Origin of the sequence: Marinobacter sediminicola, assembly GCF_031157525.1 — a bacterium.
GTDB lineage: Bacteria > Pseudomonadota > Gammaproteobacteria > Pseudomonadales > Oleiphilaceae > Marinobacter > Marinobacter sediminicola.
In genome coordinates this window covers 29,021-44,668 of sequence record NZ_JAVIXR010000016.1, presented here as the reverse complement: position 1 = coordinate 44,668, position 15,648 = coordinate 29,021, and the positions used below count along the sequence as shown (strand labels likewise).

At 54.0% G+C, this 15,648-nt stretch carries 13 protein-coding genes; all 13 read left to right on the top strand.

Annotated elements, in window-relative coordinates:
• The first annotated feature begins 40 nt into the window (after window positions 1-40).
• Window positions 41-3,523 (top strand): DNA polymerase III subunit alpha, encoded by a 3,483-nt coding sequence (gene dnaE, locus RG807_RS16530; RefSeq protein WP_309045863.1) that lies wholly within the window; start codon window positions 41-43, stop codon window positions 3,521-3,523.
• Window positions 3,524-3,681: 158 nt separating this feature from the next.
• Window positions 3,682-4,635, top strand: coding sequence for an acetyl-CoA carboxylase carboxyl transferase subunit alpha (accA, locus tag RG807_RS16525; protein WP_309045862.1), 954 nt, complete (start codon window positions 3,682-3,684; stop codon window positions 4,633-4,635).
• On the top strand, window positions 4,619-5,959 hold the full coding sequence (tilS, locus tag RG807_RS16520) for a tRNA lysidine(34) synthetase TilS (RefSeq protein WP_309045861.1): 1,341 nt from the start codon (window positions 4,619-4,621) through the stop codon (window positions 5,957-5,959). Before accA ends, tilS begins: the two co-directional genes overlap by 17 nt.
• Window positions 5,960-6,046: 87 nt before the next feature.
• Complete coding sequence (gene pyrG, locus RG807_RS16515; protein ID WP_309045860.1) at window positions 6,047-7,675, top strand: CTP synthase; 1,629 nt, start codon at window positions 6,047-6,049, stop codon at window positions 7,673-7,675.
• A 2-nt stretch (window positions 7,676-7,677) separates the two neighbouring features.
• Complete coding sequence (gene kdsA / locus RG807_RS16510) at window positions 7,678-8,523, top strand: 3-deoxy-8-phosphooctulonate synthase (RefSeq protein ID WP_309045859.1); 846 nt, start codon at window positions 7,678-7,680, stop codon at window positions 8,521-8,523.
• A gap of 196 nt (window positions 8,524-8,719) precedes the next feature.
• Entirely contained in the window at window positions 8,720-10,015 is a 1,296-nt protein-coding gene (gene eno / locus RG807_RS16505; protein ID WP_309045858.1) for a phosphopyruvate hydratase, read from the top strand.
• Window positions 10,016-10,220: 205 nt separating this feature from the next.
• A complete protein-coding gene (locus tag RG807_RS16500; RefSeq protein WP_309045857.1) occupies window positions 10,221-10,493 on the top strand; it encodes a septum formation initiator family protein in 273 nt (90 codons plus the stop codon).
• 150 nt (window positions 10,494-10,643) lie between these two features.
• Entirely contained in the window at window positions 10,644-11,345 is a 702-nt protein-coding gene (ispD, locus tag RG807_RS16495) for a 2-C-methyl-D-erythritol 4-phosphate cytidylyltransferase (RefSeq protein ID WP_309045856.1), read from the top strand.
• 26 nt (window positions 11,346-11,371) lie between these two features.
• The gene (gene ispF, locus RG807_RS16490) at window positions 11,372-11,851 is read left to right on the top strand and encodes a 2-C-methyl-D-erythritol 2,4-cyclodiphosphate synthase (protein WP_309045855.1); all 480 of its coding nucleotides are present in this window, start codon (window positions 11,372-11,374) and stop codon (window positions 11,849-11,851) included.
• Complete coding sequence (gene truD / locus RG807_RS16485; protein ID WP_309045854.1) at window positions 11,848-12,945, top strand: tRNA pseudouridine(13) synthase TruD; 1,098 nt, start codon at window positions 11,848-11,850, stop codon at window positions 12,943-12,945. The genes ispF and truD overlap by 4 nt, the downstream gene beginning before the upstream one ends.
• Window positions 12,946-13,002: 57 nt before the next feature.
• Window positions 13,003-13,773: a 5'/3'-nucleotidase SurE gene (surE, locus tag RG807_RS16480; protein WP_309045853.1), complete on the top strand. Its 771-nt coding sequence runs from the start codon at window positions 13,003-13,005 to the stop codon at window positions 13,771-13,773.
• A gap of 23 nt (window positions 13,774-13,796) precedes the next feature.
• A complete protein-coding gene (locus RG807_RS16475) occupies window positions 13,797-14,426 on the top strand; it encodes a protein-L-isoaspartate(D-aspartate) O-methyltransferase (RefSeq protein WP_410804566.1) in 630 nt (209 codons plus the stop codon).
• Window positions 14,423-15,385: a polyprenyl-phosphate transporter gene (locus RG807_RS16470; protein ID WP_494337499.1), complete on the top strand. Its 963-nt coding sequence runs from the start codon at window positions 14,423-14,425 to the stop codon at window positions 15,383-15,385. Before RG807_RS16475 ends, RG807_RS16470 begins: the two co-directional genes overlap by 4 nt.
• The last annotated feature ends 263 nt before the right edge of the window (window positions 15,386-15,648 follow it).

Genomic DNA, 15,648 nt, shown 5'->3' with positions numbered 1-15,648 from the left:
ATCGACACTCTAAATAAATAAGCAGGAACCAGCTGACGCTATGTCGCAGACTTTTGTACACCTTCGCGTGCACTCAGAACATTCCATGGTGGACGGCCTCGTTCGCGTTAAGCCTCTGGTCAAACGAGTGGTGGAATTGGGCATGCCGGCCGTAGGCCTGACCGAGCAGTCGAACATGTGCTCTCTGGTCCGGTTTTACAAGGCAACGACCGGTGCAGGCGTCAAGCCTGTTATAGGTGCGGATCTCTGGCTGGAGAACCCGGATGAGCCGGAGAGCCCGTTCCGCCTGACGCTGCTGGCCCGGAATAACAAAGGCTACCTCCACCTTACGGAAATTATTTCCCTTGGGTATACCGAGGGGCAGAAGTACGGCAAACCGATTATCCAGCGCAAATGGCTGGAGCCAAGAACGGAAGGCCTTATTGCCATGTCTGGCGCCAAAATGGGCGATGTGTGCAAGGCTTTGCTGGCGGATAAGCCTGGGCTTGCAAAAGCCAGGGCAGAGTACTGGATGAAACTCTATCCCGGATCTTATTATCTGGAGCTGCAAAGAACGGGTCGTCCCGGTGACGAAGACTGCCTGCACATGAGTGTTGAGTTGGCCCAACAATTGGGGCTGCCGGTTGTTGCTACCAACGACGTGCATTTTCTTGAGGCTGAGGATTTTGAGGCCCACGAGGCTCGAGTCTGCATCGGTGAAAGTCGGGCATTGGATGACCCTCGCCGTGATCGCCGTTTTAGCGATCAGCAATACCTGCGCAGCGCTGAGGAAATGATTGATCTGTTCAGCGATATCCCCGAAGCCATTGCGAACACCGTGGAGATAGCTCGGCGCTGTTCGGTCACCGTGCGCATGGGCGAGTACTTCCTGCCCAATTACCCGGTGCCGGAAGGCATGACCATGGACGAATACTTCCGCAAGGTGTCTGAGGACGGTCTGGAAGATCGTTTGGCAAAAACCCTTTCCAAAGACGACCCGGAATACGACAGCAAGCGCGACGCCTATTTTAAACGGCTGAAATTCGAACTGGATATCATCATCCAGATGGGATTTCCTGGCTACTTTCTGATCGTTATGGACTTCATCAAGTGGGCCAAAAATAATGGCGTGCCCGTTGGGCCTGGCCGTGGTTCCGGTGCCGGCTCGCTGGTTGCCTATGCCCAGTTGATTACGGATCTGGACCCGCTTGAGTACGACTTGCTGTTCGAGCGCTTCCTAAACCCTGAACGAGTGTCCATGCCCGACTTCGACGTCGACTTCTGTATGGAAGGTCGGGACAGGGTTATCGCTTATGTTGCTGAAAAGTATGGCCGGGAAGCGGTTTCCCAGATCATTACCTTCGGTACCATGGCGGCCAAAGCGGTGGTGCGGGACGTCGCTCGTGTTCAGGGTAAGTCCTACGGTTTGGCAGATAAACTGTCCAAGTTGATTCCCTTTGAAGTGGGCATGACGCTGGAAAAGGCGATAGAGCAGGAGCCCGCCCTCAAGGAGTTTCTTGAACAGGATGAAGAAGCCCAGGAAATCTGGGAGATGGCCCTGAAACTTGAGGGCGTATGCCGAAACGCCGGTAAGCACGCTGGTGGTGTGGTAATTGCACCCACTAAAATTACCGACTTCTCACCGCTGTATTGCGATGATGACGGCGGCAGTCTGGTGACCCAGTTCGACAAAAACGATGTGGAGGATGCCGGACTGGTCAAGTTCGACTTCCTTGGTCTGCGAACGCTGACCATCATCGACTGGGCCCTGAAGATGATTAACCCGCGGCGGGAAGGTCGGGGCCTCCCTCCGCTGGACATCAGCGAAATTCCGCTGGATGACCCGGCTTCGTTCGTCATGCTGAAGAAGGCGGAAACCACCGCCGTGTTCCAGCTGGAATCCCGCGGCATGAAGGACCTGATTCGCCGTCTGCAGCCGGACTCCCTGGAAGACATGATCGCACTGGTGGCGCTGTTCCGCCCAGGGCCGCTGCAGTCAGGCATGGTTGACGACTTTATCGACCGTAAGCACGGCAAGCAGCCGATGTCCTTCCCGCACCCGGACTACCAATACGAAGGCCTGAAGCCGGTTCTGGAGCCCACCTACGGGGTTATCCTTTACCAGGAGCAGGTTATGCAGATTGCTCAGGTAATGGGTGGATATAGCCTGGGTAATGCGGACATGTTGCGCCGTGCCATGGGTAAGAAGAAGCCCGAGGAAATGGCCAAGCAGAAGCAGTTCTTCCTCGATGGCTGCGAAGGCAATGGCATTAACAAAACACTCGCGGAAAACATCTTTGATCTCGTTGAAAAGTTTGCTGGCTACGGCTTTAACAAATCCCACTCCGCCGCCTATGCGCTGGTGTCTTATCAAACGCTATGGCTGAAGGCCCATTATACGGCTGAGTTTATGGCTGCTGTTCTGACCGCAGATATGCAGAACACAGATAAGGTCGTCACGCTGGTTGAAGAGTGCCGCAATCTTAAGCTGGATTTGGTGCTGCCAGATGTCAGTCGTTCGGAATACACCTTCACCGTTAACGATGAAGGGCAGGTTGTTTATGGCCTTGGCGCGATCAAGGGGTTGGGTGAGGGCCCCATTCAGGCCATTGTGGAAGGGCGTGCAAGTGGTGAGCCGTATCAGGATATTTTCGATTTTTGCCGCAAGGTTGATCTTAAAAAAATCAATAAGCGGGCAATGGAAGCGCTGATTCGCTCAGGCGCCATGGACAAACTTGGTGCCAGTAGGGCCCAGTTGATGGCCAGCATACCGAAAGCGGTTCAGCAGGCCGATCAACAGTCGCGCAACGAATCCGTAGGCATGATGGATATGTTTGGCGAGATGCTGGAAGCCGAGGATGACGGTGATCCCTATGTCGATGTGGCTGACGTGCGTGAGTGGCCGGAGAAACAGCGGCTTAAAGGCGAGAAAGACACTCTGGGCCTCTATCTTACTGGGCACCCGTTCGATGAATATGAGCGCGAAGTTCGCCGTTTTGTGCGTTCTTCGATCTCGGACCTGAAACCCAACAAATCTCCCCAGCGGGTTGCCGGACTGGTGATAGCACAGCGCACCATGAAAACGCGCACAGGCTCTACCATGTGCTTTATCACGCTGGATGACCGCAGTGCGCGCATTGAAGCCACCCTGTTTTCTGAAGCCTTCTTCGAGAATCGGGAGTTGCTGCAATCGGATCAGGTGATTGTGGTTGAGGGACAGGTGAGCCACGATGATTATTCTGGCCAGATGAAAATGCGCGTCAGTTCGGTAATGGATGTGCCCAGCGCCCGGAAGCAGTTCAGTAAAGGATTAAAGTTGAACCTTCACGCCGACCAGCTTCAAAATGGCTTTCTGGATAAGATTGATAGCACACTAAGGCCGTTTCGTTGCGAGGGTAGCCCGGTGTGGATTGAGTACAGCAGTCCCGAAGCCAGCACCCGAATTGAGCTGGGTGAAACCTGGCGTGTACGGCCAGATGACAGCTTGTTGCTGGAACTGAAGTATCTGGTGGGCGACCAGTGCGTGGAACTGGTCTATGATTGAGTGATAAAGACAAAGAGCTGCGCGGAAAGTTAAATATCTGTCAGATTGCGGACTCATACCAATGTCCGCTTTAGCCATGACCCGGGCACTGCTATCTTTGTACCAAATTCTGAATAGGCGGCGCGCTGTCCCGCCTGGTAATAAAATGATGGAACATCATGAACCCTAATTATCTGGATTTCGAACAGCCGATTGCCGACCTTGAAGCCAAGATTGAAGAGCTTCGCATGGTGGGCAACGACACCGACATCAATATTTCTGACGAGATTACACGGCTGAAAAAGAAGAGTGTCAGTCTGACGGAGAGCATATTCTCCGATTTGCACCCTTGGGATGTTGCTCGTCTTGCGAGGCATCCGCGCCGGCCCTATACCCTGGATTACATCGAGATGATCTTTGATGATTTCGATGAACTCCATGGCGACCGCCGTTATGCAGATGATCAAGCCATTGTGGGCGGCACCGCACGGTTGAACGATAAGCCCGTGATGGTTATTGGTCACCAGAAGGGGCGGGAAGTGCGGGATAAGGTAAAACGCAACTTCGGAATGCCGCGTCCGGAAGGCTACCGCAAGGCCTTGCGCTTAATGGAAATGGCAGAGCGCTTCAGAATGCCAATTCTCACATTTATCGATACTCCAGGAGCCTATCCCGGTATTGGCGCTGAAGAGCGTGGGCAGAGTGAAGCCATCGCGTTTAACCTGGCGGTGATGTCTCGCCTAAAAACACCCATCATTTCCACCGTCATCGGCGAAGGTGGGTCGGGTGGTGCGTTGGCCATTGGCGTATGCGATCAGTTGAATATGCTGCAGTACTCGACGTATGCGGTGATCTCGCCGGAAGGCTGTGCCTCTATTTTGTGGAAGAGTGCGGAATTTGCCTCTCTCGCAGCAGAAGCCATGGGTGTGACTGCGGGTCGCCTGAAAGATCTCGGGCTTGCGGACAATGTAATCACTGAGCCTCTGGGCGGTGCGCATCGTAACCCGGAAAAAATGGCTGAGGCACTGCGTGAGACGCTGGCAAACGGGATGGCAGAGCTAAGTCGCTTGCCTTTGGATGAATTGGTCTCCCGGCGGTACGAGCGTTTAACCCGCTATGACACTGGGCGCTAAGCCCTCAATCGGGTACGCCTTTCCTGAGGCGTTGCTTGCGCCGGTTAAAGCCATTTCTGGCTACCGGCGTCTTTGGGTTGCCCTCAGTGGTGGCCTGGATTCCACCCTTCTTTTGCATCTTGCCGCACTCTGCCATTCCGGAGTGCGAGCGTTGCATATCAACCATCAGCTTCAGGCCAATGCTGGTGACACGGAAGTGTTTTGCCAGGCACTCTGCGCTGAGTTGGGTGTTCCTCTCACTGTTCAGCCCGTGTCGGTCAAACTCGGTGCCGGCCCTGGTGAGGGCCTTGAAGAGGCGGCGCGTAAGGCCCGCTACAGTGTTTTTGAAACACTTCTTGAGCCTGATGATGTGTTGCTGATGGCCCATCATGGTGATGATCAGGCTGAAACAGTACTGTTTCGAATGTTCCGTGGCAGTGGTGTCGCCGGTCTTGCAGGCATGCCTGAAACCCGCCCCTTAGGCCAGGGCCGCCTTGCCAGGCCATTGCTGGGGGTCGATCGGGCGGAACTCGAGCTTCACGCTCGCCAGGCCGGACTTTCCTGGGTTGATGATCCCAGCAATACAGATCAGAAATTCGATCGAAACTTCCTCCGTATCCGCATTCTTCCGGCATTAAAAAAGCGCTGGCCTGGGCTGAATCAGCGACTGCGGCACAGTGCGGGCGCTTGCTCAGAAAGCGATTTTTTGAACCAGCGGCTGGCGGAGTTGCAGTGGCGGTCATTGGGAGGGCATAAACGTCGCCTTCCGGTGGCGGGGTTGGGTGCGCTTACCCTGGTGGAACAGAAAAATCTTCTGCGTTGGTGGGTCCTGCGAGCCGGATATGATGTCCCTTCAATAAGTGATTGGTCACAGGTGTTGGGCGATCTATTGCAAGCTGCGGAGGATCGATCTCCGGAATTGCGGGGTGACAATTACAGCCTTCGACGTTTTCAGGGCGAGCTGTATTTGGTTCCTGAGTCCGCTGACTTGCCAGAGGAACCTGTAACGCTTCAATTTGGCGAGCCGGTGCAGTGGGGCGAATGGACGATCCGTCTGATTCCATCGTTTACAGCGAAAGCCGCTACGCCGCCAATACGAATATGTACGAGGCAGGGTGGAGAACGCATGCGTTTTCACGCTGGAGGCCAGTCAAAATCACTGAAAAAGTGGCTTCAGGAACAGGCCGTTCCACCTTGGGAAAGGCTGCGTCTACCCTTGGTTTTCATGGGTGTGGAGCCGGAAAAAGAACTCATCGCCATTGGCGATTTATGGTGTTCTGAACAATACTGCGGGAAGGCGCCGGCTGCAGGCTTGCAGCTGATTGTAGAGCGGGATTGTGATTGAGTCGTTGAGGGCTTTCTGGTAGTCTGGCGTCCCATCTTGAGATGACAATCTCCCTCCTTCACAGAACCTGATAATCATGGAATCTGCATGACGCGTTATATTTTCGTCACCGGCGGTGTTGTGTCCTCACTGGGGAAAGGTATCGCATCGGCCTCATTGGCTGCGATCCTTGAGGCGCGCGGCCTGAAGGTCACTATCCTCAAGCTGGACCCATACATAAACGTTGACCCAGGCACCATGAGCCCGTTCCAGCACGGTGAAGTCTATGTCACCGAAGACGGCGCTGAAACCGACCTTGATCTTGGCCATTACGAGCGCTTTATTCGCACGCCCATGAGCCGCCGTAATAATTTCACGGCTGGCCGGGTGTATGAAGAGGTTATACGCAAAGAGCGCCGCGGTGATTATCTTGGCGGTACTGTTCAGGTTATTCCCCACATTACCGACGAGATCAAACGTCGCGTGGTCGAAGGCGCAGCCGGTGCGGATGTTGCTCTGGTTGAAGTGGGCGGTACCGTTGGTGATATTGAATCCCTGCCGTTTCTCGAAGCCTGCCGTCAGCTGAAGGTTGAAGTGGGTTCTGCCCGTGCGCTGTTTATGCACCTGACACTGGTGCCTTACATTGCGACTGCTGGCGAAATCAAAACCAAACCGACTCAGCACTCCGTGAAGGAAATGCGCTCTATCGGTTTGCAGCCAGACATTCTGCTGTGCCGTTCAGAGCATGAAGTGGACGCCAGCTCCCGCCGGAAAATCGCGCTGTTCACAAACGTGGAAGAGCGCGCTGTTATTCCGATGCGTGATGCAAAGTCCATCTACGCTATTCCCCGCATGCTGCACGAGCATGGCCTGGATCAGTTGGTTATTGATCACTTCAGGCTTGATGCACGGGAGGCGGACCTTAGTGATTGGGACGGTGTTGTCGAAGCACTGATGAATCCTGAGCAGGAAGTGACGATTGCCATGGTTGGCAAATACATGGAGCTGCTCGAGGCCTACAAATCACTGATCGAATCTCTGCTGCACGCCGGTATCAAAACCCGCACCAAGGTAAAGATCAATTACATTGATTCTGAAGACATCGAACGTGACGGCACTGCTGTACTTGAGAGCGCCGATGCCATTCTGGTTCCCGGTGGTTTTGGTGAACGTGGTGTGGAAGGCAAAATCCGCACAGTTCAGTATGCCCGTGAGAACAAGGTTCCCTACTTGGGTATCTGCCTGGGTATGCAGGTGGCAGTTATCGAATACGCTCGTAACAAAGCCGGTCTGGTTGATGCCCACAGCACCGAATTCCGTGCGCACACGCCAGAACCTGTCGTGGGCCTGATCACCGAGTGGCTGGATGCGACCGGTGAGCGCGAAGAGCGCACAGACGACTCCGACCTTGGCGGCACCATGCGTTTGGGTGCGCAGGATTGTGTGTTGACTGAGGGTTCGAACATTGCTAACTGCTACGGTAGAAGAACCATCCGTGAACGCCATCGCCACAGGTACGAGGTGAACAACCACTTCCTGCCACAGATGGAAGCTGCAGGCTTGGTTGTTTCCGGTCGCTCCACTGACGGTAAGTTAGTAGAGGTGGTGGAAGTGGCGGACCATCCCTGGTTCGTTGCCTGTCAGTTCCACCCGGAATTTACCTCGACACCCCGCGATGGCCACCCGTTGTTCAAGGGTTTCATCGAAGCAGCGCTGGCGAACCGTAAGGAATCCTGATCATGGCTCAGAGCACCGTTACTGTTGCTGATATCGACATTGCCAACGACAAGCCGTTCGTTTTGTTTGGTGGTATGAACGTATTGGAGTCTCGCGATCTGGCGTTTGAGGTTGCTGAGAAATATGTTGAGGTGTGCAGCAAGTTGGGCATTCCTTACGTATTTAAAGCGTCCTTTGATAAGGCCAACCGTTCTTCGGTTAACTCCTTCCGGGGGCCGGGTCTTGAGAAAGGCCTACAAATTCTGGCCGATATCAAAAGCAAGTACGGTGTTCCAATTATTTCTGATGTTCACGAGCCAGAGCAGGCAGCGCCTGCCGCTGAAGTATGTGACATCATTCAGCTGCCGGCTTTCCTGAGTCGCCAGACTGATCTGGTGGTCGCCATGGCGAAAACCGGCGCGGCGATCAATATCAAGAAGGCCCAGTTTCTTGCTCCGCAGGAGATGAAACACATCATCACCAAGTGCGCAGAAGCCGGAAACGACCGGGTTATATTGTGTGAGCGGGGCAGCAGCTTCGGTTATAACAACCTTGTGGTCGATATGCTTGGTTTTGGCATCATGAAGGCCATGAACGTGCCTGTGATGTTCGATGTAACCCATTCTCTACAAATGCCTGGCGGCCGTTCCGATTCGGCCGGTGGTCGCCGCGCTCAGGTTACTGACCTGGCGTTGGCTGGCATGACCCAGGGCCTGGCCGGGCTGTTTCTTGAGGCTCACCCGAACCCGGACGAAGCCAAGTGCGATGGCCCTTGTGCGCTGCGCTTGAGCCAACTTGAGCCGTTCCTGCAGCGAGTAAAGGCTGTTGATGACCTTGTGAAAAGTTTTAAACCTATCGATACCGCCTGATTGGCGGTTTTCGCGTTATAGGTACAAATTATGGGAGAGCGCGGGGCACGGCTTTACGAAAATGTGCGTAGCCATGGATGGCGGAGCCAAGCGCACATGGATGTGCTTGTAGCGGTTTTCGTAAAGCCGTGCCCCGCGCTCTCTTGCACCAGATTTTGTTAATGACCTTTGAATTGAAAACCTGGAGACTCCCTGAATGACCAAGATTGCCAACATTAAAGCCCGTGAGGTTATGGACTCCCGTGGGAACCCTACTGTCGAAGCAGACGTGATTCTGGAAGACGGTACGCTTGGCCGCGCTTGCGCTCCCTCTGGCGCCTCCACCGGATCTCGCGAAGCGCTGGAACTGCGCGATGGTGATGCATCTCGTTACTTGGGTAAGGGCGTGCTGAAGGCAGTCGAGGCTATTAATAGCAAGATCCGTACTGCGCTGCTGGGTAAAGATGCTGCCGACCAGCGTGGTTTGGACAACATCATGCTGGAACTGGACGGCACTGAGAACAAGGCCAACTTGGGCGCCAATGCCATTCTGGCGGTGTCCCTGGCAGCGGCAAAAGCGGCGGCTGAGTCTCTGGGCAAGCCACTTTATGAGCACATTGCAGACATCAACGGTACTTCCGGCAAGTTCAGCATGCCTGTACCAATGATGAACATTCTGAACGGCGGTGAGCACGCGGATAACAACGTTGATATCCAGGAGTTCATGGTGCAGCCGGTTGCTGCCAAGAACTTTGCAGAAGCTCTGCGCATCGGTGCCGAGATTTTTCACAGCCTGAAAAAAGTGTTGCAGGCACAGGGCTTGAACACTGCGGTAGGCGATGAGGGTGGTTTTGCACCTAACCTGCCTTCGAATGAAGCAGCCCTGGCGGTGATTAAGGAGGCTGTTGAAAAGGCAGGCTACAAGCTGGGCACGGACATTACTCTGGCTCTGGACTGTGCCGCTTCTGAGTTTTACAAGGATGGCCAGTACGTATTGGCTGGTGAAGGCAAGAGCTTCGATTCTGAAGGTTTTGCGGATTACCTGGCTGGTCTGGCTGAGCGCTATCCAATTGTGTCCATCGAAGATGGCATGGACGAGAGTGACTGGGACGGCTGGAAGGTGCTGACCGACAAAATCGGTGACAAGGTACAGCTGGTGGGTGATGATCTTTTTGTAACCAATACCAAGATCCTGAAGCGCGGTATTGATACGGGTGTGGGCAACTCTATCCTGATCAAGTTCAACCAGATTGGTAGCTTGAGCGAAACTCTGGACGCCATCAAAATGGCTCAGGATGCCGGCTTTACGGCAGTGATTTCTCACCGTTCTGGTGAAACTGAAGATACTACTATTGCGGATCTCGCGGTTGCGACCTGTGCTGGCCAGATCAAAACTGGCTCGCTTTGCCGTTCTGATCGAGTAGCCAAGTACAACCAGCTGCTTCGCATTGAAGAGGCGTTGGAAGGTAAGGCACCTTATCTGGGTCTCAGTGAGATCAAAGGGCAAGGCTGAGTTTAACAGCTGTTTTTTTACCTGTGATCCTTGAGGTCGCAAGTAACAAAATGTTAAGGCCGTCGTGGTTTGAATGAAAGTTCAGTCACGATGGCCTTTTTGCCCAATCAGTTAGAAGAACTTGTTGCGAATTTGCTCTAAGGTCTATACTTGTCATCCGGTGTTTGATTTTTGATCGCTTAACTCCTGTACGGAATCGGTATTAATGAAGTTGCTCTGGGCCCTCATGGTTGTTCTCATTCTCCTTCTGCAGGTGCGTCTGTGGATTGGTGAGGGCAGCTTTGCTCAAGTATGGGCCCTGGAGCACTCAATTTCCGAGCAGCGAGATGAGAATGCTGAGCTATCGTCCCGTAATGAGCGTCTTTATGCTGAGGTACGCAACCTTCGTAATGAGCAGGGCGCTGTTGAAGAGCGGGCCCGGATGAATCTTGGGTTGATTCGTGATGATGAGACCTTTTTTCTTGTTGTTGAGCAGTAATTTTCGGGTTTGGAGTTCAGAGCGTCGGATAGGCCTTTTCCGGGAAACGCTACGAGCACATCCATGTGCGCTTGACGGTGGCCATCCTTGGCCACCGACATTCCCGGAAAAGGCCTATCCGCCACTCTCCAGGCATTGTGCGAAATTTCTATGACTTCTCCAAAACTCTGGTTGATTGTTCCCGCCGCAGGCGTTGGTCAGCGGATGCGGGCTGAGTGTCCCAAGCAGTATCTCCGTATTAATAATCGCTTTATTCTGGATATCACCCTTTCGCGACTGCTGGCTTCCGGCTTTTTTGCTGGTTGTATGGTTCCCCTGAATTCAGCGGATAGTTGGTGGCCAGAGTCTGATGCCAGTAATGATGAGCGCATTCAAACCTGTGGCGGCGGCGCTGAGCGGGCGGATTCTGTGCTCTCGGCACTGCGCGCTCTCAAAGAGCAGGTGGCTGACGACGACTGGGTGCTGGTTCACGATGCGGCGCGTCCTTGTGTTCATCCGGCCGATCTTGCGAATCTTGTTTCAACACTGGCGGATCATCCAGTAGGTGGCCTGCTCGCGGCTCCGGTTGCGGATACGCTTAAAAAGGCGGAGTCGGGCGATTTGCCTGAGGTATTCGAGACCATTGATCGCAGCCAGCTTTGGCGTGCGTTAACGCCTCAGATGTTCCGCTATTCCATGCTGGTTTCGGCATTGGTGACGGCGCTGAAGGATAAACAGCCGGTTACGGATGAGTCCTCGGCTATGGAGTTTTCCGGTAATATGCCGGTTCTTGTGGAAGGTCGGCCGGACAATATCAAGATTACCGTGCCTGCTGATCTGGATCTTGCTGGCTTTATTCTTGGCCGGCTCTGAATGTCTGAATTTCCCCGGAGTTGATTATGCGAATTGGTCAGGGCTTTGATGTTCATGCCTTCGGCGAGGGCGATGCCGTTATTATTGGCGGTGTTTCCATTCCTTACAGTCAGGGTTTGAAAGCCCACTCTGATGGGGATGTGTTGCTGCATGCTTTGGCAGATGCCTTGTTAGGTGCAGTTGCACTGGGTGATATTGGGCATTTGTTTCCGGACACCAGTGCAGAGTGGGCGGGCGCGGATAGCCGTGATCTTTTGCGTAAGGTTATGGTTCGTGTGGCGGAGGAAGGGTTTAGTGTGCTTAACGTAGATACTACGATTATTGCGCAGGCACCCAAAATGGCGCCGCATATTGAGGCAATGCGTCTGAATATTGCGGATGATCTGGGCATCCCGGCCAGTCGTGTAAGCGTTAAGGCAACTACCAGTGAGAAGCTGGGCTTTACGGGTCGAGGCGAGGGGATTGCCTGCCAGGCCGTGTGTCTGCTTGAGCCGGTGACGGTGTGAGTGACTCCGAAGCTAATGCAAAAAGCTGGCGGCTGGACTGGCCGGTATCGGGCGGCGCACGGGTGGCCAGTGCACAGTTGAAAACCGTGCCAGAGGATTTTCGGGTCAGTGAGGTTTTGGAGGAGTTTCCGGAGCAGGCGGAGCCATCTGGTGTATTAAGTGTTACCGGCGAGGGTGAGCACTTGTGTTTGCGTATCGAAAAAGTCGGTGACAATACGGAGTTTGTGGCGGGGGAGCTGGCCACTCTCGCGGGCTGTCGGTCTTTTGATGTGGGGTTTTGCGGGCTTAAAGATCGCCATGCAGTAACCAGTCAATGGTTCAGCCTATACCGTCCCGGTATGATGAGCGATGACATGGCTCTGATAGAACAAATTTCAGAGCGCTGGTTGGTGAAGTCGGCTCACCGTAGTGTGCGCAAGCTGCGCCGTGGTGATCATCAAGGCAACCGGTTTGTGATTACGCTCAGGCAGGTTAATGCTGATCGCGAGCGGGTTGAAGGTGCCCTTGAACGCTTGAAAGTTCAGGGTGCACCTAACTACTTTGGTCCCCAGCGTTTTGGCTTTTCCGGCGGCAATCTGGATCGAGCGGTTCATATTGATCCTGCAGCATTGAACCGCGGTGGCGGGAAAGGTAAACGCAGAGGTCGGGGGCGCGGCGCGGGCAAGTCAGGTGGTGGCAGAGATGATCGGAAAAACGTATTGTACTTTTCGGCCGCCCGATCCTGGTTGTTCAATGAAGTGCTTGCAGATCGGGTAGCAGAGGGCAGCTGGACAATGCCGATACCGGGCGAACCTTTGGAGTACCCAACCGGCCCATTGTGGGGCGATGGCGGAACAAGCGCCGGTGGTGAGGCCGAGCAGCGTGAACGGGAAACAGTGGCTCAAACACCCGAGTTGGCATCGCTGTTTCTGGCGACGCGAATGCAGCCCGAGCGTCGTCCGCTGGTTGCCATGGCAAAAGATTTAAGCTGGAGCTGGCTTGAAGATGGCAGCTTGGAGCTGAATTTCGTTCTTGATCCGGGCCAATACGCCACTACGGTTTTGGGAGATATTTTTGAGCTTGAGGACATGAGCCTCAGCCAACATAACAAATAACACAGCTAACTGGTTACGGTTGGCTAGTGTTTAGCTAGCAAATATCTGGAGTGTACTTTGCGTATTCTGTTGTCTAACGATGATGGTGTTCATTCACCAGGGCTTATCGCCCTGTATGAAGGACTCAAAGGCTTGGGTGATCTTGAGGTGGTTGCACCGGACAGGGATCACAGCGGGGCGAGTAATGCGTTGACGCTCAATCGCCCCCTTACGGTCGAGCGACATCCCAATGGCTTCCGTTCTATCGATGGCACGCCCACAGATTGTGTGCATCTGGCGGTTAACGGATTATTTGAAGAGCCTTTCGACCGGGTGGTTTCGGGTATCAACACCCACGCCAACCTGGGTGATGATATTATCTACTCAGGTACCGTGGCAGCAGCCACCGAAGGCCGTCATCTTGGTTTGCCAGCTATTGCGGTATCTCTGGTCAGTGAAGGGCGAAATCATTACGACACGGCCGCCAGAGTCGTACGCATGCTGCTTGAAAGCCAGCGCCCTTTTGTTTTAGGGCCGCGCTCTATTCTGAATGTAAACGTGCCAGACTTGCCTTGGGAGGAACTCGCGGGGTTCCGCGTCACCCGCCTGGGTGATCGGGAGCGAGCCGAAGGCGCTGTCCCTATGACTTGTCCAAGGGGAAAGGAGCGTTACTGGATTGGCGCTGCGGGCAAAGGCGGCGATGCTGGCCCGGGAACCGACTTCCATGCCGTCGCGCAAGGTTACGTTTCCCTCACGCCGGTACACATTGATATGACTCGCCATGAGGCACTTGTGTCTCTCAGAACTTGGGCTGATTCCCTTCAGGCATCCATGGGGGATGATGTGTGAGTGGCGAGCTTCAAGGTATAGGGATGACCTCCCGGCGCACACGTCTGCGCTTGGTTCAGCGCCTCAAGGAATCCGGCATCAGCTCTGATCGCGTGCTGGATATTATGGGGCAGGTTCCCCGTCATATCTTTCTCGATGAGGCGTTGTCCCATCGGGCTTATGAGGACACGGCCCTGCCTATCGGCTATGGGCAGACGCTATCCCAGCCCTACATCGTTGCTCGAATGACCGAACTGCTTCTCGGGCACGAACCTGCCAGAGTGTTGGAACTGGGTACCGGGTCAGGCTATCAAACCGCTGTGTTGTCGCAGCTGTTTGACCAGATTTACAGCGTTGAACGGATCAAACCACTTCAGGATCGTGCCCGTGATCGGTTACGGCAACTCAATATCCGGAATGTCATGCTAAAGCATGCAGACGGAGGTATGGGATGGCCAGATAGGGGGCCATTTGACGGCATTATTGTTACCGCTGCTCCTGTTGAGATCCCTTCAGAGCTTTTGGACCAGCTTGCTGACGGGGGAGTGCTGATAGCACCTGTCGGTGAAGAGCACCAGGTATTGGTTGAGGTGAAACGCAAGGGTGATCAGTTTGAGCGGCGAGAGTTAGAGCCGGTTCGCTTCGTACCCTTGTTGGGTGGGGTTGTCCGTTGAACGTTCAGCAACATCCCGCCTCGGTGTTTCTCAAAGGCATGGCGATGGGCGCAGCAGATATTGTTCCCGGTGTTTCCGGGGGAACAGTAGCCTTCATCACCGGTATATATTTCCGGCTTCTTGAGGCGATTAATGCAGTTCCGGGAGCTGTATTCAAGGATCTGCTCCGGGGCAATGTAAGGTCCTTCTGGCAGGCATGTGATGGCACCTTTCTCAGCACGCTGCTGCTGGGTATTCTTGTCAGCATTGTGACTCTGGCCTCCGGCATCAGCTATATGCTGGCCGAGTATCCAATTCTTGTCTGGAGCTTTTTCTTCGGGCTGATTCTGGCGTCTGTCTGGCACGTTGGACGTCAGGCGAGGCATTATCGTGCAGCGTTGCTTGGCCCCCTTATTTTGGGCATTGCCGTCGCATGGTGGATCACAACCTTGTCTGCTGGGCAGGTTAACCCATCGGCTCTGACATTTTTCGCCGCTGGCGCTGTCGCAATATGCGCGATGATTCTGCCCGGAATTTCCGGGAGTTTCATTCTGGTCATTATCGGTATGTACGCACCGGTTCTTTCAGCGATTAAGTCCCTCGATATCACCGTGCTGCTCTTGTTTATGGCTGGCTGTCTGGTGGGGCTTCTATCTGTTGCAAGGCTTATCACATGGGCTTTTCACAAGTACCACGACCATGTTCTGGCCCTGCTGACTGGCTTCATGATCGGCGCATTGAATAAAGTTTGGCCGTGGAAAGAAACTCTTAGCTGGAGAACCAACAGTTCCGGCGAGCAAGTGCCCCTGACTGAAGTCAGTGTCAGCCCTTGGCAGTTTTTTGATCTGACAGGGGCTGACCCGCAGATTGCCACGGCGCTGGCGGCCGCTGCAGCAGGCGTGGTGCTCGTTTTACTGATTGAATGGCTGGGTGGGCGAGGGCCGAAAAGTGAACAAGCGTTAGGCGATAGCATTGGTTAAGTCGTGTTACCTTTTCAGGCATGCTGTTGTTCCCACCCGTAACAAAGGGCGGAGCGGGTAACGGAGATAGTCAGCAAGTAACTTGGAATTGATTTTAAAATGTGTAATAAATTAGCGAGTTACTTTTGAAACTTCAGGATCTTCTTTGATCAGAATCAGAGTCAATAAAGATTAGGTTTAACCGAGCTGGTGCTATTCCTGTGAGATTATTTCGTGGGTCAGCTAAAGCCGCGCAGTCGGCTTCCCCGCGGTTCCTCGTTGGT